Source organism: Burkholderia perseverans, from assembly GCF_022870505.1.
Lineage (GTDB): Bacteria > Pseudomonadota > Gammaproteobacteria > Burkholderiales > Burkholderiaceae > Burkholderia > Burkholderia plantarii.
Map to the genome: position 1 here is coordinate 2282531 of NZ_CP045093.1, position 19780 is coordinate 2302310.

Sequence of the window (19780 nt, forward strand, 5' to 3'; positions counted from 1 at the left end):
GCGCGAGGCGCCGATCCCTGACCCGGCCTGTCCGCAGTCCCCGCGGGCGCAAGACCGGAATCGAACGACGATACGAAGCGCGCATGGCGCGGACATGGCGGGTGCTACGGACCATTCCGGGCGGGCGGAAAAGGTCCGTAGCTTTTGTCACAGTCACGGGTTCGTGCCCCGCTTTTGTATTGTTTTGCCCCTTTTTCGGGGGTTTTATTCGGGTTTTCACCCTTTCCTGGCGCCGTCATCTATTGCGCGAGGCCGCCCGCCGCCTCGCCGCAGCCACTCAAACGCTGCCGGCCACCGGCCACGCATGGCCCGTCAGCGCCGCGGCGACGCGCTCGATCACGGCCGGCCAGTCGCCGGGCCGGTCCTGCCGGAACAGCGTCGCGGTCGGATACCACGGGCTGTCGTCGCGATCGAGCAGCCAGCGCCAGTCGGGCACGCGCGGCAGCAGCACCCAGAGCGGCCGGCCTAGCGCGCCGGCCAGATGCGCGATCGAGGTGTCGACGCTGATCACGAGATCGAGCGATTCGACCAGTGCGGCGGTGTCGGCAAAGCTCTCGAGCGCCTCGCCGAACGACGCGACGCCGCTGGCCGCGAACGCCTCGGCGTCGCGCGGGCGCACCGTCTGCTGCAAGCTCACGAAGCTGGCGCCCGACGCGGCGATCCAGGGCGCGAGCATCGCGAACGGAATCGAGCGGTTCGCGTCGTTGGAATGGCGCGGATTGCCCGACCAGGCGAGGCCCACGCGCGGCCGGCACGGCGCGGCCACGGCATCGAGCCGCGCCGCCCAGGCCGCGCGTCGCGCGGAGTCGGCCCGCAGGTACGGCACGGCGGCCGGCACGGTCTCGGTGGTGGTGCGAAACGCGTAGGGCAGGCTCATCATCGGGCACTGGAAATCGAAGCCCGGCAAGGTCTGGCCGTCGTCGACCACACGGCTCACGCCGCGCAGCGTGCCGAGCAGCTCGACGAGCGGCGCCGGCACCTCGACGTAGACGGTGGCGCCCAGCTCGCTCACGAGGCTCGCGTAGCGGCGGAACTGCAGCACGTCGCCGTAGCCCTGCTCGGCGTGCAGCAGGATGCTGCGGCCCGCGAGCGATTCCTCGCCGGTCCAGGCCGGCCGCTCGGCGTAGCGCCGGTCGCGCAGCGTGTCGGCGGCCTGCCAGCGCGCCTCGTGGCGTTCCCAGCCAAGCGCGTAGTCGCCTGTCATCAGCCGGCAGAACGCCTCGGTGCGCAGCGCCTCGCCGAGGTAGGGGTCGCGCTCGCGCGCGAGCAGCAGGTCGGCCAGCGCCGCGTCGTGGCGGCCCATGTGCTGCCGCGTCAGCGCACGCGTGAACAGCGCGCGCGCAGTGTCGGCCGGAGCCTCGGCGCCGGCGGCGTGGCTCGCGAGCGCATCGTCGTAGCGGCCCAGCAGCTGCAGCGTCAGCGCGCGCTGGTACAGCAATTCGGGCTGCGGGCCGGTCAGCGCGAGCGCGCGATCGAAATGATCGAGCGCCTCGGCGGGACGGGCCAGCGCGCGCAGCGCGGCCGCGCGGTTGCGCAGCGCGTCGACGCTGTCGGGCAGCCGCGCCAGCGCCTCGGCATAGGCCTGCTCGGCCTCCTCGTGGCGTTCGAGCCCGAGCAGCGCGTTGCCGCGGCCGAGCCAGGCCGGCCCGCTGTCGCGGCTCAGCGCGAGCAGCCGGTCGCAGCGCGCGAGCAGATCGGCGTGGGCGTGCATCAGGTCGAGCGCGATGCAGCTCGCGAACAGCAGCATCGCGTCGTCCGGCGCGCGCGCGAGCCCCTCGTCGAGCCAGACGAGCGCTTCGGCGGGACGACCGCTCTCGATCATCGCCATCCCGCAGGCATGGACCAGATCAGGGGCCTTGCCGCGCACCACCACCGCGAGCTGATAGCTGTGCAGCGCCTCGGCGGGACGGCCGAGCGCGCGCAGCGCGTCGCCGCGGATCACGTGGGCGATCGCGTCGTTCGGCATCAGATGCAGTGCCTGGCCGATGCTGATCAGCGCATCGGCGGGCCGGCCGCTGCGCCGCAGCGCGTCGGCGCGGCGCTGCCAGGCGCGCGCGTTGCCGGGCTCGCGCGCGAGCGTGCGCTCGTAGGCGGCCGCGGCGTCCTGGTAACGCGCGAGTCCGGCCAACGCGTCGCCGCGCGCGGCGTGCGCGGTCGAATTGGCCGGCTCCGCAGCCAGCGCGCGCTCGGCGAGCACGAGCGCCTCGTCGTGGCGGCCAATCCCGGCCAGCGCCGTCGCGTGGTTCGCGACGGCCCACGGCATGCTCAGGCCGAGCTGCAGCGAGCGCGCCAGCAGCGGCTCCGCGCGCGCCGGGTCGTGCAGGTGCAGCAGCACGACGCCGAGCAGATGCATCGCCTCGACGTGGTTCGGCGCCATCGCGAGCACGCCTTCGTAGAGGCGCCTCGCGCCCGCGAAGTCGCGCCGCTCGAAGCAGCCGCGCGCGTTGCGCAGCGCGTCGTCGAGCGCCGCGCGCAGCGGCGCCGACGCGCCGGCGGGCGCCGCCTGCGGGACCGTCCGGCTCACCGCTCGCTCCCGCCCGCGATGGCCGGCAGCGCCGCCGCGAGCCGCTCGATCACGCTGGACCACTGGCCGCCGGCCGATTGCCGGAACAAACGCGCGCCCGGATACCACGGGCTGTCGTCGCGATCGAGCATCCAGCGGAAGTCGGGCGTGTACGGCAGCAGCACCACCAGCGGCCGGCCAAGCGCGCCCGCCAGGTGGGCCACCGAGGTGTCCACGCTGATCACACAGTCCATCGTCTCGATCAGCGCGGCGGTCTCGGCGAAATCGGTCAGCTCGTCGCCGACGAAGTGGATCGCGCTCGCGTCGAGCACCGCGCGATCCTCGTCGCGCACGACCTTCTGCAGGCTGATCCAGGTGTGGCGATCATCCACCAGCGGCAGCAGGTCGGCGAGCTGGATCGAGCGGTTGTGGTCGTTCAGGTGCAGCGGGTTGCCGGACCAGACCACGCCGATTCGCGGCTTCGCCGCGCCGCCGAAGCGCTCGCGCCAGCGCGCCACGCGCACCGGATCGGCGCGCAGGTAGGACGGCGCGGCCGGGATCGAGCCGAGATCGGTGCGGAATTCGAGCGGCAGGCTCATCAGCGGGCAATGCAGGTCGAACGGCGGCAGCGGCGCATCCTTCGCGACCAGCGCATCGACACCATCGAGCGAGCCGAGCAGCGCCACCAGTTCGGACTGCACCTCGAGCACGACACGCGCGCCGAGCGCCTTCACGAGCGGCGCGTAGCGGCAGAACTGCAGCGTGTCGCCGAGACCCTGCTCCGCGTAGAGCAGGATCGTCCGGCCGTCGAGCGGCATGCCGCGTTTCCAGCGCGGCTGCGCGAACGTGCGGCGGCTCGAGTCGAGCTGGGTATCGCGCCAGCGCCATTCGTAGGCGTCCCAGCCGGTTTCGAAATCGCCGGTCGCGAGGCACAGGAACGAGCGCGTGGTGTGCGCCTGCACGAACTCGGGATCGATCGCGATCGCATCGGCATAGGCCTGGATCGCCTCATCGTGACGGCGCAGCGCGCGCAGCGCGTTGGCGCGATGGAAATGCGCGAGCTTGTCGTCGGGCGTGGCGGCGATCACCACGCCGAGGTCGTCGAGCGCGATGTCGTAGTGGTGTGCCTCGAGCAGCGCGCGGCCGCGCACGAAGCGCGCCGGCACATGATCGGTATCGATCGCGAGCACGCGATCGCAAGAGACGCGCGCCTCATCATAGCGGCCTACGGCGGTCAACATCCTCGCTTGATTGCAGAGCACGTCGACAGCATCCGGCGCGACCTCGAGCGAGCGCGCATAGCTGTCGAGCGCATCGGCGATCCGCCCAAGCTGCGCCGCGGCGTTGCCGCGCTGCGCGAGCGCCAGCGCATGGCGCGGATCGAGTTCGAGCACGCGGTCGCAGCGCGCCAGCACCTCGGCGTGGCGGCCGAGCTGGCCGAGCGCGATGGTGCTGTTGAACAGCGCGTCCACGAAACCGGGATGGGCGGCCACCGCCGAGTTGAAATCGGCGAGCGCGCGCGCCGGCTCCTGCAGGTCGAGCCAGGCGACCCCGCGCAGGAACAGCGTCTCGACATGGCCCGGCGCCAGCGCGAGCGCGTGGCCGTAGCTGTCGACCGCGTCGCGGAAGCGCCCCAGCGAACGCAGCACCAGCCCGCGCGCACGCTGCGCGTCGAAGGTGCGGCCGGCCAGCTGCAGCGCGCGATCGCAGTCGCGCAGCGCGTCTTCCAGCCGGCCGAGCGCCTGGCGCGCCTCGCTGCGCCGCACGTAGCCGTCGGCGAAGTTCGGCACCTGTTCGAGCAGGCGGTCGTAGTTCTCGCAGGCATCGTCGTGCCGGCCCAGCTGGGCCAGCAGCCCGGCGCGCTGGAACAGCGCGCGCTGGTGGCCCGGCTGCAGCGCGAGCGCCTCGTCGAGGCGGCTCAGCGCCTCCTCCTCACGGCCGAGCCCGGCCAGCACCGCCGAATAGTTGGCGAGCGCGAGCGCCACCGGCCGGCGCTCCACCGAACGCCGCATCAGCGGCTCGGCCTCGTCGAGCCGTCCTTGCTGGAAACGCACCGCACCCAGCAGATGCAGCGCCTCGGGATGCTCGGCATCGAGCGCGAGCAGTTCCTCATAAGCCTGTTCCGCCTGCTGCAGCGCGCCCTCGTGGTGTGCGCGGCGCGCACGCGTGAGCAGCCGTTCGAGCACGGCGGCATCGGGCGAACCGAGTCCGGTCTGGCCCGGCCCGCCGGCCGGGCTGGCGAACGTGGTCCCTTCCCCCTTCGATATCATCGTGTGGCCCCTGTTCTCTCTGCGATATGTCTGGTTGCCCGGCGTGTCGGACGCACTCGCGGCGGCAGCGGCGAGCCACGCCGTGCCCGCTTCGCGGGTTTTTCGTTCGCGGCCAGACCGACCGGCCTGTCCAGCGAACGCGCGGAACGCCGAGCGCCGCGCCGATGAGGCTAGCGGACGACCCGTAACACCGGTATGACGAAAGTTACGGAACATTTGACCGGCCCGCGCCGGCGCGCCCCGCGCGGCCGGTGCCGGCACCGGTTTGCCGTGCCCGGCGGGCATTCCGGCCGGTACCCCGGGTTTCCCCGAGCCGCGTGCCGCGCCGGAAAGGTTCGTAGCTTTCGACACGCGGCTGCCATGCCGCTTGCTTAAGGTGCAAGCGCGTGCGCCGGCCCTGCCGCCGCGCGTCTCGTCTCGTGCCTCACGTTTCGACCGACTGCGGCCCGATGCGGCACACGCGGCCTCGTTTCGATACCGGAGACGTGACACGGCGGCAACGCCGGCCGCGGCCGACCAACCAACGATGTCCGGAATGAGCCTTCGAGCCAACGACAGACGCGCCGCGCGACCGGCGCCACGGGGTTTCACGCTGATCGAGGTGCTGATCGCGCTGGCGATCGTCGCGATCGCGCTCGGCGCGGTGATGCGCGCGATCGGCTCGCTCGCTACCGACACCGACACGGCGCGCATGCGTCTGCTCGCGCTCTGGAGCGCCGACAACGCGCTCGGCACGCTGAAGGTCACCGCCGTCTGGCCGCCCGTCGGCCGCACCAGCTTCGCCTGTCCGCAAGGCCCCTATGCATTCGTCTGCCGCCAGACGGTGGTGGCGCTGTCGATGCCGCGCCTGCGACAGGTGTCGGTCAGCGTCTACGCCTCGGCCTCGAGCCGCAACGTGCTCGCGGAGGTCGTCTCCGTGGTCCAGAATGAAGCGCGCGGCAACTGAGCGGCGCGCCGGACGCCCCGGCCGGCCGCGCGCGCGCGGCTTCACGCTGATCGAGATGCTGGTGGCGATCGCGCTGATCGCCGTGATCGCGCTGCTGTCGTGGCGCGGGCTCGATTCGACGATCCGCGGCCGCGACACGATCGCCGCGAACCTGTCCCAGACGCGCCTGCTCGGCCGCTACTTCTCGCAGCTGCAGTTCGACCTGCTCAACCTGGTGACGGCCGACGAAGTGTTCGGGCCGCCGCTGCGGATCAAGCCGAACGAGCTGGTGCTGGTGCGCCACGTCGGGATCGGCAGCGGGCCGACCTCGGTGCAGGTGGTGCGCTACCAGTTGAAGGGCCATACGCTGATGCGCAGCGCCTCGCAGCCGCTCGGCTCGCTGACCGAACTCGACGCGACGCTGCGCGAGATGGACAAGTACGCGGGCGTGGTGGTCACGCAGGACGCGCGCTCGATGCAGCTGTCGGTGTGGGTGCCGCCCACCGGCTGGACCGGCAGCCAGGTCGCGGTCGAGGACGTCTACGCGCACTTTCTCGCGCAGCACGGCATCAGCAGCCTCGCGACGCTCGGCACGCCGCTGCCGCGCGGCCTGCGCTTCACGGTGACGATCGGCTCGCCGCCGGTGGAATACTCGCGGACCATTCCGATCGGCCAGTGATCAGCCAGTGGCGACGGCAGCAGCCCGGCCGGCCGCGTGACGCGCACCCCGCCGCCGGCACCGCCGAGGGCTGCCGCGAAGCTCGGCCGCGCGCGCGTCGGCGTAAATGGTCCGTAGCTTTCGTCATGGCGCTGTTACGGGCGCTCCGCTACGCTCGTCCGGATCGCGAGCGAGCGGCGCGGCAACGGCCGGCCGCCTCGCGCGCCGCGGCGGCAATCGAATATCGGTCAACGGGAGGGCATGTGTCGGGCGAATTGGGGAACAACATGGCGGGGCAGGCATCGGTGGCGCGCACGGCGGCGCCGTCGACGGTGGCGACGGACCTGAAGCGGGCCAAGAACGCGCACGAAACGGGCCGCTTCGGCGATGCCGCGCGCGACTACCGCGCCGTGCTCGACCAGGACCCGGCGCATCCGGAGGCGCTCCACCTGTTCGGCGTGCTGCAGTTCCAGCGCGGCGACGCGGCCGAGGCCGAGGCGCTGCTGCGACAGGCGCTGACGGTGCTGCCCTCGCAGGTGCGCGCGCAATCCGACCTCGGCGGCGTGATCGGCGCGCAAGGCCGCCTCGAGGAAGCGCTCGAGCATTTCGCGGCGGCGCTGCGCCTCGATCCGAACGACCTGATGACGCTGGTGCGCCAGGCCAACACGCTGCTCGAACTGCGCCGCTACGACGCCGCGCTGGCCGCCTACGATCGCGCGCTGGCGGTCTCGCCGCTCGTGATCGATGCGCTCTGCAACCGCGGCGGCGCACTGCGCGCGCTGCGCCGCCACGACGAGGCGCTCGACACCTACGACCGCGCGCTGATGGTCGATCCGAATTCCTGCGAGGCCTGGTTCAACCGCGGCCTCGCGCTGCGCGACCTCGCGCGCCACGGCGAAGCGCTGCAGGCCTTCGAGCGCGCGGGCGAACTGCGCCCCGGCGTGGCCGTGATCCTCGCGATGCGCGGCCACGCGCTGCTCGACCTGGACCGTCCGGGCGAGGCGCTCGCGGCGCTGAACGAGGCGATCGCGGCGGACCCGTCGCGGCTCGACGCGCTGTACGGCAGCGCCGCCGCGCTCGAAGCGCTGGGCCGCCACGACGAGGCGCTCGCGCGCTGCGAGCGCGTGCTCGCCGCCGATCCCACGCACCTGCCGGCGCTCGCCGGCCGCGCCAACGCGCTGCTGCGCGCCGGGCGCCATGCCGAGGCGCTGGCCGGCTACGACGCGGCGCTCGCGATCGAACCCGACGCGCTCGATATCCTCTGCAACCGCGCCGCCGCGCTGCGCGCGCTGGGCCGCCGCGACGAGGCGCTGGCCGTCTGCGACGCCGTCCACGCGCGCGACGCGAAGTTCGTCGACGCCTGGGCCGGCCGCGCCGGCGTGCTGCGCGAGCTGGGCCGTCACGACGAGGCGCTCGCCGCGGCCGAGCGCGTGGTGGCGCTGCGGCCCGGGCAGGCCACGGGCTGGCTCGAACTGGGCCGCCTGCGCCAGGAGCTGGGCCGCGCCGTCGACGCGCTCGCCGCCTACGATCACGCGCTGCGCGTGAACCCGGTGCAGGCCGACGCGCATCTGGCGCGCGCGGCGCTGCTGCTGGCCGACGGCGACTTCACGCGCGGCTGGGCCGACTACGAATGGCGTCTCAACGACCCGCGCCGCGCGCGCGAGGCGCGCGTGTTCACGCAGCCGGCCTGGCACGGCGACACGCCACTCGACGGCCGCACGATCCTGCTGCATGCCGAACTCGATCCCGATGAAACGCTGCAGCTGTGCCGCTACGCGCCGCTCGTCGCGGCACGCGGCGCGCGCGTGGTGCTGGAAGTGCCGCCGCCGCTGCGCGAGTTGATGGAGTCGCTGGCCGGCGTCGCGCAGGTGGTCGCGCGCGGCGACGTGCTGCCCGACTTCGACTGCCATTGCCCGCTGCCGAGCCTGCCGCACGCGCTGCGCACCGAGCTGGCGACGATCCCCGGCGAGACGCCCTACCTGCACGCCGAGCCGGCGCGCGCGCAGCAGTGGGCCGCGCGGCTCGGCGCGCCGACGCGGCGCCGCGTCGGCCTGGCCTGGCGCGGCAACCCCGGCCATCACGACGCCGGCGCGCACACGATCGCGCTGGCGCGGCTGCAGCCGTGGTTCACGCGCGATATCGAGTGGATCGCGCTGCAGATGCCTGACGATAAGGACGACGAAGCCGCGCTGGCCGCCACGCCGCTGCGCCGCGTCGACGACGAACTGATCTCGCTGGCCGATCTGGCCGCGCTGCTGCCCGCGCTCGATCTCGTGATCGCGATGGATTCGGCCGTCGCGCATCTCGCCGGCGCGCTGGGGCGGCCGGTGTGGGTGCTGCTGCCGCGGCCCGCCGAGTCGCGCTGGCTGCGCGAGCGCGCGGACAGCCCGTGGTATCCCACGGCGCGGCTGTTCCGGCAGGCCGACGCCGGTCGTTGGGATGATGTGGTGGACGCGGTGGGGCGGGCGCTCGACGCGTGAGGTGCTTCGTTCCGGCGCGGCACGCGTCGCCCTCGACACCGAGCCGGTACGCCGCCTCGGCGCCGCCCGGCCAGCCCCGGCCGGTCATCGCGTCGGGCGCGGCGCCGAACCCCGGCCCGGCGAGATGGCATGCACGCTCACGCCGGCGCTGCCGATGACGCCACGCCGGCCCTCAATGCCCCGAGCCCGAACCCGATCCGCCCGACGGCGGCCCCGCGACGGAACTCGACGCCGCGGCCGCCGCGCTCGACGACGATGACGAAGCCGCCGGCGTCGTGCTCCGGAACATCGTCAAGGCGGTGTTGGTGCGCGCGTCCGCCTGCGCGTGCGCCATGGCTGGTCTCGCATGAGCGGGCAGCCCGGCGATGTCCTCGAGCCGATCGGTCGGCACGATCTCGTGCGCGCCGGCCCCGCGTACCTCGTCCTCCGCGTCGGCCCCGCGTTTCCTTTTCTTGCTCTTGGTACTGAAAAACGCGGCGGACGGCACCGCGTCCACGCGCACCTGCGTCTCGGTGGGAGTGCCGCCCGCCTCGTACCGCGCCGTGGCCGCCTGTCCGATCTCGGGCGTGTGGTTCGCCTGCGCGGTGAACAGATCCCTCGCCTCGCGGATGTCGCTGCCATGAAACGCCGCCGGCGCCGCGCCGGCGGCACGCGCCGCGGGTGTCCACAACGGCTCCATCAGCGGCGTCAGCATGCGCCGCGCGAGGTTCCGCTGCTCGACCGGCGACAACGCGCCGGCCGCGCCGTCGGTCGTGTCGAACAGGAGCCGCCGCGGGCTCGTCGGCGGGCTCAGGTAGTCGCCGCCGCGCGCCATGGTCTCGCGCTGCGGCGACGCCAGCGCGATGCGCTTGCGGCTGTGCATGGGCAGGTGATCGGCCGCGGCCGCGAGGTTGGCCTTGACTTGCTCGCGCCGCTCGTGGAGGTTGTCCGCGAACGCGAGTCTCTCGCTGTCGTTCTTCAGGCTGCCGATGCTGTTCAGGATCGAATAGCCGTGCGTCAGGGCGGCCCGCAGTTCGGGGCCGGGGGCCGTGACGTGCAGCTGCGCGGCCGTCATGTGCATCGTGGCTTCGAGATCGGTGAGCGGCGCCGCGGCGGTGGACTGCGCCGCAAACGAGCTGGCGGACTCGCGCAACGCATCGTGCGCAAAGCTCTGTCCCGGATAGCCGCTCGCCGGCTTTCTCCGATACTGATCCTGGAACAGCGCCCCGCTGTGCGGCGCGACCCCACGGTGCGAATCGCGGAACGCCTGCAGCGGCGCATCCTGCGGCCGCAGCCCCATGTCGTTCCGGCTCATGACGGGCGACAGCGGCGGCGTGGTGGCCGGCGTGACCGGCAGCTGCGGACTCAGTACCGGCGACGGCGGGGCCAACGAGGGCGACGACGGGGCCGATGGCGGCGACGGCGGCGCCGCGAACGAGTGTGACGGCGGCGGCGTCGACGAAGCGGACGATGACGACGCGGCACCGCCCGTGTTCGGCTTCTTTGGCAAGCTCACCTGAATTTCCTTTCGAAAACGAAGACGGCTCGCACTGAGGGATCCGTTCGGTTGCGCAACGACGCGGGGCCGATCTTACGCACGGTTCACGCCGATCACAACGGGGACGTGCGCCGGCCCCTGGGTATCCCGCCACCCACCCCCACCGCCGCGCCCCAGGCCGCCCGCATGCACCGCGCACCCAGGCCCGGCAAGCCCCCGCGCCCGGCTTGACGCGTTTTCCGGCTGGGTGGATTCGCACCCATCGCTTCGCCGCCCGAAAACAAAACCTCCCGCCAAATCATGGCCTTGCCCGCGGCCCCCTCGCATGGCACGGCCATTGCGTTATCCAAGCCGCGAAACGGTTCGCCCTCGCCCGGCCTAGATGCACGGGGAAGCCGGGCCGCCGCGAACAATCGAATCGATCGCCGTCCCCGGCGCCACGCGACGTCATGCGGGGCGCCGGGGCGGTGTCGTGCAATCACGGCGCGCTGAGCATGCTCATCGCCGGACCAATCGAACGTTTCATAAGAGTCAACAACGCGAGGTGAGATCATGAGTGAAAGCGTGCAGAAGAAGCTCCTGCGTATCCGCCCCCCCCGGGTCAAGATCACGTATGACGTGGAAACCGGCGGAGCCATGGAGAAGAAGGAGCTGCCGTTCATCGTCGGCATCCTGGCCGACCTGCAGGGCGAACGCGTCGACGCGGCGAACTATCCGGCGCTCAAGGAGCGCTCGATGGTCGAGATCGACCGCGACAACTTCAACGACGTGATGGCGAAGATCGCGCCGCGCACGACCTTCGACGCGCTGAAGAAGGACGACGCGGCGATCGCCAGCCTGCTCAAGGCCGACGGCAACAACGAACTGGTCTTCTCGAAGATCGAGGCGTTCGAGCCGCTGCAGGTGATCAAGGCGCTGCCGGCGCTGAAGGACATCTACGACAAGCGCGGCAAGATCCGCGACCTGCAGGCGCGCGCGGAAGCGTCGGGCTCGATCGGCGACCCGCTCACCTCGGTGATCTCGGGCAGCGACATCAAGCCGGGCACGGCCGCCGTGGCCGCCTCGGCCGACGGCAAGACGGCGGCGCAGGACGCCGTTCCCGCGCTGAAGGCCGACGCCGAAACGGTCACCAAGGCCCGCGCCGCGCTGGTCGCGCTCGATCCGAAGGACGACAAGACCTCGACCGTGACCAAGCCGTCGAACGGCGAGATGTTCGACGTGTTCATCGAGCAGTTCAACCTCTACTACGTCGGCGCGCTCACGCCGACCACGGTCGATCCGGCCGCGCCGCCCGCCCCGCTCGTGCGCCAGGGCCCGCGCACCTCCGCCGACCAGATCGAGAGCGTGCGCGCACGCGGCGCGATCGCGGTGATCGACACGCTGGTCTCGCTGATCGACGAGCAGCTGAGCAGCGCGCTGTCGAGCATCATGCACTGCGACTCGTTCACGAAGATGGAAGCCACCTGGCGCGGCCTGAACCATCTCGTGATGAACACCGAGACCAGCACGATGCTGAAGCTGCGCGTGTTCAACGCCACCAAGAAGGAACTCTGCGACGACATGATGAAGGCGGTCGAGTTCGACCAGAGCGCCCTCTTCAAGATGATCTACGAAGCCGAGTACGGCACCTTCGGCGGCAATCCGTACAGCCTGCTGGTGGGCGACTACGCGATCGGCAACGTCGACGCCGACATCGACTTCCTGACCAAGATGGCCGAAGTCGCGGCCGCCGCGCACGCGCCGTTCCTCGCGCAGGCCTCGGCCGACCTGTTCGGCCTGAGCGGCTTCGACCAGCTCGACAAGCCGCGCGACCTGAAGAAGATCTTCGAAGGCGTGACCGCCGAGAAATGGCGCGAGTTCCGCGAACTCGAGGATTCGCGCTACGTCACGCTGGCCCTGCCGCGCGCGCTGCTGCGCCTGCCCTACGGCACGCCGACCAAGCGCAACACCACGCCCTGCGACGGCCTGAACTTCGACGAGCACGTCGGCCCGGCCGGCATCGACGAGACGTTCTACGTCAAGAAGACCAACGAGATCCAGAGCTACCCCGAGCCGGAACCGAAGCACTTCCTGTGGGGCAACCCGGCCTACCTGCTGGCCGAGCGCATCACCAACGCGTTCGCGCTGTACAGCTGGACCGCGGCGATCCGCGGCGTGGAAGGCGGCGGCCTGGTCGAGAACCTGCCGATCTACACGTTCACCTCGGAACACGGCAGCGTCGAGCTGCTCTGCCCGACCGAAGTGTCGATCACCGACCGTCGCGAGAAGGAACTGAACGACCTCGGCTTCATCACGCTCTGCCACTGCAAGGGCACCGGCAAGGCGGCGTTCTTCGGCGGCCAGACCACCAACCAGCCGAAGAAGTACTTCTCGGACTCGGCCAACGCCAATGCCCGCATCTCCGCGCTGCTGCCGTACATGCTGGCCGCTTCGCGTTTCGCGCACTACATCAAGGTGATCATGCGCGAAAAGATCGGCAGCTTCATGACGCGCGGCAACGTGGAGGACTTCCTCAATTCGTGGATCTCGAACTACGTGCTGCTCGACGACAACGCCTCGCAGGACGCCAAGGCGGCCTACCCGCTGCGCGAAGCGAAGGTGATCGTCACGGAAGTGCCGGGCGAGCCGGGTTCGTACCGCGCCACCGTGCTGCTCAAGCCGCACTTCCAGCTCGAAGAGCTGACCACCTCGATCCGGCTCGTGGCCAACCTGCCGAAATAACTTTTCTCATCTTTTCACTATTTCTAGGAGTTGGTCATGGATCTGATTCTCTTCCAGCCGGGTGATCAAAGCATCATGAACCAGGAGGGCAGCGAGATCGACAATTCGGCCTGGATGGCCGACGGCCCGACCGGGCTGTGCATCGAGATCGTGTCGCTGCACCAGGGCATGAAGCAGCAGGTCACCACCGACGTCAGCAACAACGCGCGGACCTCGGGCCGGCCCATCATCACCGAGTTCACGCTGGTCAAGTACGTCGACCAGACCTCGGTGAAGCTCTACGACTACTGCCTCGGCGCCAAGCTGCTGGGCAGCGGCGCGGGCGCGCCGAGCACGATCTACATCGCGCGCGAGTCGGGCGGCAAGACGATGAACATCATCAAGATCCAGCTGAAGGACGCCATCATCAGCGAGATCCAGTTGCAGACGCATCCGAACGACATGCCGACCGAGCAGTTCAAGCTCAACTTCACCGAAGTGATCTGGACCTACACGCAGCAGCTGAACAACATGACGGCGAAGGGCGTGAAGACCACCGGGTGGAGCCTCGCGAAGAACATGCCGATCGGCGGTTCGTTCTCGTCGCTCGTCTGACGCTGCACGTTGCGCGTACTCATCGGCAATCCATCGCCGAACCGGCAAGGAGAAGGCATGCAGTTCCTGTTCGAGCGCCTGGCGGAACCTCCGTCGTTCGACGGCTCGCAGACATTCGATCTGCGCGCCGCCGTCGCCGCGCAGATCCAGCGTCTCGTCAGCGCGCGCACCACGCGCGTGGGCGGCGACCTGGACCTGCTCGACTTCGGCTCGCCGAGCGTGGTCGACATCGCACTGGACAGCAAGCCTCAACTCGAGCTGTACGCGCAACGCCTTGCCCGCCTCGTTGCCCGCTACGAACCGCGCCTGAAGTCGCCCAGGGTGCGGATCGAAGCGAGCAGCGAGACGCTGCGGCCGTATCGCCTGGCGATCTACGGCACGCTCGACCAAAGCAACGGAGTGGACGTGTTCCACTTCGAGCTGCCCTCCCACTGAGGTCCGGATGCAACCTGCCACCGTCACGCTCAGCGACTGCTTCCGCGAGGAACTGGCCGCGCTGCGCACCGAGTCGGTCCAGTTCAGCGAGAAGCATCGCGAGCTGGCCCGCACGCTCGGGCTCAACGCGCGCGAGGCGAGCGACCCGCAGGTCGAGCTGCTGCTGCAGTCGTTCGCGTTCCTCACCGGGCGCCTGCGCCATCAGGTCGAACAGGACAAGACGCGCCTGCCCGACACGATGCTCGCGTTCCTGTATCCGCACCTGGAAGCCCCGATCCCGTCGATGCTGATCGCCCGGATCGACGTCAAGCCGGACGGCACCGATTTCTCGAAGGAGCAACTGCTGCCGCGCGGCCGCACCGTCACCGCGCTGACCACCAACCATCTCGGACAGAACACCGAGTGCCGCTTCCAGACCTGCTACGACACCCCGCTGCTGCCGCTGCGGCTCGACACGGTCGCGCTCGAATCGGCGCTCGAATACGCGTTCCTCGGCAGCACCTCGTCGTCGCGCTCGGTGCTGCGGATCCGCGTGCGCCCCGACGGCGTCGGCACGCTGCAGGCCAAGGGCCGAGGCCCGGCGCGCCTGCGCTTCTACATCAACGACGCGCAGCCCGACGCCGTGGCGCTCTACGAAATGATCGCGCTGCACCTCGAAGGCATCTACGTGCTGCCGCCCGCCGCCGGCCAGCGGCCCCGCCAGCTGCCGCCCGAGGCGCTGCGCTGGCTCGGCATGGAGCCCGACGAGGCGGTGCTCAACGCCAACCCGCATACGCATCCGGGCTACCGGCTGCTGCAGGAATATTTCGCGTTTCCGGAGAAGTTCGGCTTCTTCGAAGTCGGTCGGCTCGACGAGCTCGACTTCGACGGTGTCGGTGACTATTTCGACCTGCTGCTGGTGCTCGACATGCCGTTCGAGCCGAAGCTGCATTTCTCGGCCGATTCGCTGCTGATGAACTGCGTGCCGCTGATCAACCTGTTCACGCAGCGCATCGAGCCGATCGCGCTCGGCCACAACGAATACGAATACCGCGTCACGGGCGACCTCAAGAACCATCGCTACTGCGAGATCCATTCGATTCGCGAACTCGAATCGATCTCGAGCGAAGGCAAGCCGCGCACCATCGCCCCGTACTTCGCGATGGACAACTTCGGCCAGCTCGACGGGCAGGACTATTTCTACCTGTGCCGCCGCCTGCCGGCCACCGCGCCGAACGTGGCGGGCAGCGAAACCTACGTGTCGTTCCTCGACGAGCAGTTCAACCTGGAACACCCGAACGACGAGGTGGTGGGCGGCACCGCGCTCTGCACCAACCGGCGCCTGCCCGAGCGGCTGATGTCGGGCAGCCCGCTGCATCTGGAGGGCGGCGGCCCGGTCAGGCGGATCACCGCGCTGACCAAGCCCTCGCCGCATCACACGCCCGCGCAGATCGGCCATCGTCCGTGGTCGCTGATCTCGCAGCTGTCGCTGAACCATCTCTCGCTCGACGGCGGCACGCTCGCGCTCGGCGCGCTGAAGGACATCCTGCGGCTGCACGTCGGCCCGCACCGCGAGAGCGGCTGGAAGCAGATCGATGCGATCACCGAGCTGCGCAGCCGCAGCATCATGCGCCACGTCGGCCGCGACGGCTGGCGCGGCTTCGTGCGCGGCTCGGAGCTGACGGTGGTGATGGAGCCGATCGACATCGGCGCGGGCAGCGTGGTGCTGTTCTGCTCGGTGCTGCGCCAGTTCCTGCGCGGCTATGCGAGCGTCAATCATCTGGTCGAAGTCGCGCTCGAAACGCGTAACCTCAAAGGGAGCCCGAAGCAATGGCTAGCATTGGCCGGCACCGCTATCGCACTGTAAGGGAGTACATGCTCCGGCGGCACGAGGACTTCAACGTATTCCAGTTGATGCGCCTGATGCTGCGCGATACCAACCAGCGCCTGCCGATCGGGCGGCGCCTGCGGTTCCGTGGCGACCTGTCGGCCGCGTTCCCGGCCAGCGAGTTCGCGAGCGTCACGCCGCTGCCGGCCCGGGTGGACGAATCGGCGAACGATCCGGCGAGCGACGCCGCGCCCGCGGTTGCCGACGAGGCCCGCGAGCAGGGCTTCGAGATCAGCACCGCGAACTTCTGCGTGGCGAGCGTGACGGGGCCGCTGCCCGAGCCGTTCACCGAGTGGGCGCGCGAGCTGGCCGCGCTGCGCGCCACGGCGATGGCCGACTTCTTCGACATCTTCAACCAGCGCGCCAACGTGCTGCGCTTCCAGCTCAAGCGCGAGCTGACGCCGGGCCTCGACGACGCGCCGCCGGGGCAGACCGCGATGGCGCAGCGGCTCGCCGCGCTGGTCGGCCTCGACGACGCGAAGCTGGCGGCCCAGGTGCCGCTGCCCAAGCGCGCCTGGCTCGGCATCGCCGGGCTGCTCGCCAACCGCCGCAAGCAGCCCGCCACGCTGGTGGAGGTGCTCGGGCTCGCGCTCGGCGCGAAGGTCAGGCTGACCGAGAACGTCGGCGCCTGGCACGAGCTGGACGAACGCGATCGCTGCGCGCTCGGCCGCAGCAACCATCGGCTCGGCCAGACCTGCGTGGTGGGCCGCCGCGTGTGGGACCAGCAGGCACGCCTGCGCCTCGAGATCGGCGTGGTCGATTACGCGGCGATGTGCCGGCTGCTGCCGCCGGCGCCGGTGCCGGCCGCCGGTGCGGGCGCCGTGCCGCTGGACTCGCTCGGCGCGATCGGCGCGCTCGCCGCGGTGGGCTCGGCCGCCGCGCCCGTCACGCTGCCCCCGACGCAGCCCGGCTACGCGATGCTGAGCGGCCTCGTGAAGCTGCTCGTCGATCGCCTCGCCGACGTCGAGATCGTGCTGCACGTGGCCGACCCGAGCGTGCCGCCCACTCCGCTGCCGCAGCCCGCGCGCGGCGCCGACACCAGCTCGATGCGGCTCGGCCAGAGCGCCTGGCTCGCGGGCACGCCCGCGCATCGCCATGCCACGCGTCCGGTCAGCTTCCTGATCACGACGCGCCATTCCGGAGGCGCCGCATGAGCGACACCCTCACCGCCGCCACCCGCGCGTTTTCCGTCAACCCGCTCGGCGCGCCCGAGCCCGACGTCTACCTGCACTGCGCCGTGTTCGTCACCCGCGACACGATCCTCGGTGCCGAGACGTTCCGCCTCGAGAGCTTCCAGGGCCAGGAAAACGTGTCCGAGCCGTTCGAGTTCCAGCTCGAACTGGTCGCCAATTCGGACGGCCGCACCCCCGCCCCGGTCACGTTCCGCTTCGACGAACTGATCGGCCGCGCGATCACGGTGGGCATCGGCAAGCGCCGCGAGCCCGGCGCGAGCGCCATGGAGTTCCGCGCCGCGATCGAGGGCAACCCGGTGCCGGGCGCGCGGCTCTCGCTGTTCAACGGCATCGTCACCAGCTTCGCGGTGAAGAACCGCGGCAGCTACGCGATCACGATGAAGCCGGCGCTGCATCGCCTGAGCCTGACCAACAACTACCGCGTCTTCCACCGCCGCACCGTGTGGGAGATGATCGCGCAGCTGCTCGACGCGCACCACATCGCCTACCTGCCGTTCCAGCACGCCCAGCACAACCTCGCCGTGATCCGCCGCCAGGACTGGATGCAAGCCGGCGAGACCGACCTGGAATTCCTCAAGCGGCTGATGGGCAAGGCGCTGCTGTATTTCTACTTCGTCCACACCGGCAACGGCCACGCGCTGGTGTTCTCGAACCTGGCCCACTATCCGGAGGCCGTGCCGGGCGGCCGGCCGCTGCGCTATACCTACTCCGACGCGACCTCGCTCGGCCTGGAGCAGGAGGACGTGGTCACCGAGTTCAGCATGAAGAAGTCGATGGCCAGCACCGGCGTGCAGGGCGTGCTCACGCAGCAGGACGGCGCCTGGCTCGGCAACCCGGTGGTCGAGTTCAATTCGTTCTATGCCAACGACCTGCAGGACGCCAACCCGCTGCCGTTCAATCTCTACAAGAGCTACCAGTACGGCGGCAGCAAGGAAGAGGTGCAGCATCTGTCGGCCAAGACGCGCAGCACGCTCGACGGCAGCCGCAACGAGCTGTCGGGCGCCAGCAACTGCGCCACGTTCCGCGTCGGGCACCGCTTCACGCTGACGAGCGGCGACGGGCCCACCAACCCGCACGAGCCGTTTCTCGACAACGGCGCGTTCGTGCTGACCGCGATCCAGCATCAGGCGAGCGCCGACGGCACCTACCGCAACCAGTTCCAGGCCGGCGACGCGTCGTACCTGATCACCCCCTACTCGATCCAGGCGACCCAGCAGGGCAGCGTGCTGGCCAAGGTGGTGGCGAGCGAGGCACCCGATGCGGCCGGCGCGGTCGATTTCGGCTCGCGGGACTCGTTCCGCATCGGGCAGAGCAGCTTCGGCGACGCGCTGAACAACACCTCGTACGAGCAGGTCGGCGTGTACGTGCGCTTCTCGACCGCGGCGCCCGACGCCGCGCCGGTCTGGGTCAAGCTCTCGGCGTCGATGCAGACGGCGCCCACGGTCGGCTCGGTGGTGGTGGTCGCGCGCGCGCAGGACGAATCGGAGCTGCCGGAAATCCAGAACGTGATCCAGACCAACGGCAGCGAGCTGGTCGTGAAGGGAGACTGGCTGTCGAACACGCACGTCGGCAACAACTATTCGACCAACTACGGCGACAACCAGAGCATCAGCTACGGCGCGAACTCGCACCCGGACCTGAGGCAGTCCACCCAGATCGTCTCGGACGCCTACCACACCGACCGCTTCGACAACGTCAGCTTCACGCAGGGCTCCAGCTACAACTTCAGCGTCGCCAATTCGCGGGCCGTCGGCGCGAGTTCGAGTTCCGTCGAGCTGTACGGCGGCGTGGTGGCCGACGACATCCTGAGCGCCTCGGAGTCGCTCGGCTCGACCTACAGCCGCCAGATCGGCAGCATCAGCCACAACTATTCGGATATCGACAACGCCACCTCGGTCGGCATCAATCTCACCAACACCTCGACCACGACGATCGGCGCCTCGACCACGAACAGCAACATCGGCGTGTCGACCACCAACAGCAACATCGGCGTGTCGACCACCATCTCGTACACGGGCCAGGTGTTCACGACGAGCGTGACCGGCGACGCGGTGGAAAACATCACGAGCCTCAACACCACGCGCACCAGCCAGAGCGGCAACCTGATCGAGAACAGCGTGTCGGGCAACGTCACGCGCGTCTCGACCACGGGCAATATCGACGAGACCAGCACCACCGGCAATACGGTCCGCGTCTCGATCTCGGGCGACGTCACCGAGACGAGCACGGTCGGCGACACGGTCCGCACCTCGGTCTCGGGCAACATCATCGAAACCAGCACGATCGGCCACACGAACCGCACCACGATAGCCGGCGACGTCGAGGAATCGACCACGCAGGGCATCGTCAATCGCGTCACCGTCGCCAGCTGGGCAACCGACGAGACGACCTACGCCGGCAAGACCACCATGACGGTGAACGGCGTCGCGTCGGACGACACCACGAACGGCGAGGCCACCATCACGGAAACATCCGGCAACGCCACCCGCATCGAGACCACGGGCGCCACCTCGAACATCGTCACCAACGCCGAACTCACCGAGGTGGAGACGGCCGGCCCCGGCGCGCGCGTCTCGAACAACGATGAGACGCCGCACGTCGACAACATCGTCACGCGCATCTACATGATCGAAGCCACCATCATCTTCATGTGAGCC

At 70.2% G+C, this 19780-nt stretch carries 13 protein-coding genes; 10 read left to right on the top strand and 3 right to left on the bottom strand.

Going from position 1 to position 19780, the window contains the following annotated elements:
• Nucleotides 1-277: 277 nt before the first annotated feature.
• Both BpN12_RS09350 and BpN12_RS09355 read right to left on the bottom strand, forming a co-directional pair.
• Nucleotides 278-2524 (bottom strand): tetratricopeptide repeat protein, encoded by a 2247-nt coding sequence (locus BpN12_RS09350; RefSeq protein WP_246792192.1) that lies wholly within the window; start codon nucleotides 2522-2524, stop codon nucleotides 278-280.
• Entirely contained in the window at nucleotides 2521-4773 is a 2253-nt protein-coding gene (locus BpN12_RS09355; RefSeq protein ID WP_246792193.1) for a tetratricopeptide repeat protein, read from the bottom strand. Before BpN12_RS09355 ends, BpN12_RS09350 begins: the two co-directional genes overlap by 4 nt.
• 535 nt (nucleotides 4774-5308) lie before the next feature.
• On the opposite strand from BpN12_RS09355, the gene gspI reads away from it, so the two are divergent.
• From gspI to BpN12_RS09370, 3 genes are all read left to right on the top strand, one after another.
• Complete coding sequence (gene gspI / locus BpN12_RS09360; protein ID WP_246792194.1) at nucleotides 5309-5719, top strand: type II secretion system minor pseudopilin GspI; 411 nt, start codon at nucleotides 5309-5311, stop codon at nucleotides 5717-5719.
• Nucleotides 5700-6377, top strand: a complete 678-nt coding sequence (locus BpN12_RS09365; protein WP_246792196.1) for a PulJ/GspJ family protein — start codon at nucleotides 5700-5702, stop codon at nucleotides 6375-6377. The genes gspI and BpN12_RS09365 overlap by 20 nt, the downstream gene beginning before the upstream one ends.
• A gap of 266 nt (nucleotides 6378-6643) precedes the next feature.
• Complete coding sequence (locus BpN12_RS09370; protein WP_246792197.1) at nucleotides 6644-8836, top strand: tetratricopeptide repeat protein; 2193 nt, start codon at nucleotides 6644-6646, stop codon at nucleotides 8834-8836.
• A 172-nt stretch (nucleotides 8837-9008) separates the two neighbouring features.
• On the opposite strand, the gene BpN12_RS09375 is transcribed toward BpN12_RS09370, so the two are convergent.
• Nucleotides 9009-10130 carry a hypothetical protein gene (locus BpN12_RS09375; protein ID WP_246792199.1) on the bottom strand — a complete coding sequence of 374 codons (1122 nt, stop codon included), beginning with the start codon at nucleotides 10128-10130 and terminating at the stop codon, nucleotides 9009-9011.
• Here BpN12_RS09375 and BpN12_RS09380 point away from each other — a divergent pair.
• The 7 genes from BpN12_RS09380 to BpN12_RS09410 all read left to right on the top strand — a co-directional run bounded on the left by BpN12_RS09380 (nucleotide 10129) and on the right by BpN12_RS09410 (nucleotide 19777).
• The gene (locus BpN12_RS09380; RefSeq protein WP_246792200.1) at nucleotides 10129-10335 is read left to right on the top strand and encodes a hypothetical protein; all 207 of its coding nucleotides are present in this window, start codon (nucleotides 10129-10131) and stop codon (nucleotides 10333-10335) included. The two genes, BpN12_RS09375 and BpN12_RS09380, sit on opposite strands and share 2 nt — an antisense overlap.
• Nucleotides 10336-10865: 530 nt before the next feature.
• Nucleotides 10866-13034: a type VI secretion system contractile sheath large subunit gene (tssC, locus tag BpN12_RS09385; RefSeq protein WP_246792201.1), complete on the top strand. Its 2169-nt coding sequence runs from the start codon at nucleotides 10866-10868 to the stop codon at nucleotides 13032-13034.
• A 36-nt stretch (nucleotides 13035-13070) separates the two neighbouring features.
• Nucleotides 13071-13628: an Hcp family type VI secretion system effector gene (locus BpN12_RS09390; protein WP_042628381.1), complete on the top strand. Its 558-nt coding sequence runs from the start codon at nucleotides 13071-13073 to the stop codon at nucleotides 13626-13628.
• 57 nt (nucleotides 13629-13685) lie between these two features.
• A complete protein-coding gene (gene tssE / locus BpN12_RS09395) occupies nucleotides 13686-14063 on the top strand; it encodes a type VI secretion system baseplate subunit TssE (protein WP_042628382.1) in 378 nt (125 codons plus the stop codon).
• A gap of 7 nt (nucleotides 14064-14070) precedes the next feature.
• Nucleotides 14071-15909: a type VI secretion system baseplate subunit TssF gene (gene tssF, locus BpN12_RS09400; protein ID WP_246792202.1), complete on the top strand. Its 1839-nt coding sequence runs from the start codon at nucleotides 14071-14073 to the stop codon at nucleotides 15907-15909.
• The gene (gene tssG / locus BpN12_RS09405; RefSeq protein ID WP_246792203.1) at nucleotides 15873-17084 is read left to right on the top strand and encodes a type VI secretion system baseplate subunit TssG; all 1212 of its coding nucleotides are present in this window, start codon (nucleotides 15873-15875) and stop codon (nucleotides 17082-17084) included. The genes tssF and tssG overlap by 37 nt, the downstream gene beginning before the upstream one ends.
• Nucleotides 17081-19777 carry a contractile injection system protein, VgrG/Pvc8 family gene (locus BpN12_RS09410; protein ID WP_246792204.1) on the top strand — a complete coding sequence of 899 codons (2697 nt, stop codon included), beginning with the start codon at nucleotides 17081-17083 and terminating at the stop codon, nucleotides 19775-19777. The genes tssG and BpN12_RS09410 overlap by 4 nt, the downstream gene beginning before the upstream one ends.
• Nucleotides 19778-19780: the final 3 nt, after the last annotated feature.

What these genes read in the sequence shown, in the direction of transcription:
- BpN12_RS09355 (WP_246792193.1), bottom strand. Translation starts at nt 4,773, where the DNA reads ATGATATCGAAGGGGGAAGGGACCACGTTCGCCAGCCCGGCCGGCGGG.
- gspI (WP_246792194.1), top strand. Translation starts at nt 5,309, where the DNA reads ATGAGCCTTCGAGCCAACGACAGACGCGCCGCGCGACCGGCGCCACGG.
- BpN12_RS09365 (WP_246792196.1), top strand. Translation starts at nt 5,700, where the DNA reads ATGAAGCGCGCGGCAACTGAGCGGCGCGCCGGACGCCCCGGCCGGCCG.
- BpN12_RS09370 (WP_246792197.1), top strand. Translation starts at nt 6,644, where the DNA reads ATGGCGGGGCAGGCATCGGTGGCGCGCACGGCGGCGCCGTCGACGGTG.
- BpN12_RS09380 (WP_246792200.1), top strand. Translation starts at nt 10,129, where the DNA reads ATGACGGGCGACAGCGGCGGCGTGGTGGCCGGCGTGACCGGCAGCTGC.
- BpN12_RS09375 (WP_246792199.1), bottom strand. Translation starts at nt 10,130, where the DNA reads ATGAGCCGGAACGACATGGGGCTGCGGCCGCAGGATGCGCCGCTGCAG.
- tssC (WP_246792201.1), top strand. Translation starts at nt 10,866, where the DNA reads ATGAGTGAAAGCGTGCAGAAGAAGCTCCTGCGTATCCGCCCCCCCCGG.
- BpN12_RS09390 (WP_042628381.1), top strand. Translation starts at nt 13,071, where the DNA reads ATGGATCTGATTCTCTTCCAGCCGGGTGATCAAAGCATCATGAACCAG.
- tssE (WP_042628382.1), top strand. Translation starts at nt 13,686, where the DNA reads ATGCAGTTCCTGTTCGAGCGCCTGGCGGAACCTCCGTCGTTCGACGGC.
- tssF (WP_246792202.1), top strand. Translation starts at nt 14,071, where the DNA reads ATGCAACCTGCCACCGTCACGCTCAGCGACTGCTTCCGCGAGGAACTG.
- tssG (WP_246792203.1), top strand. Translation starts at nt 15,873, where the DNA reads ATGGCTAGCATTGGCCGGCACCGCTATCGCACTGTAAGGGAGTACATG.
- BpN12_RS09410 (WP_246792204.1), top strand. Translation starts at nt 17,081, where the DNA reads ATGAGCGACACCCTCACCGCCGCCACCCGCGCGTTTTCCGTCAACCCG.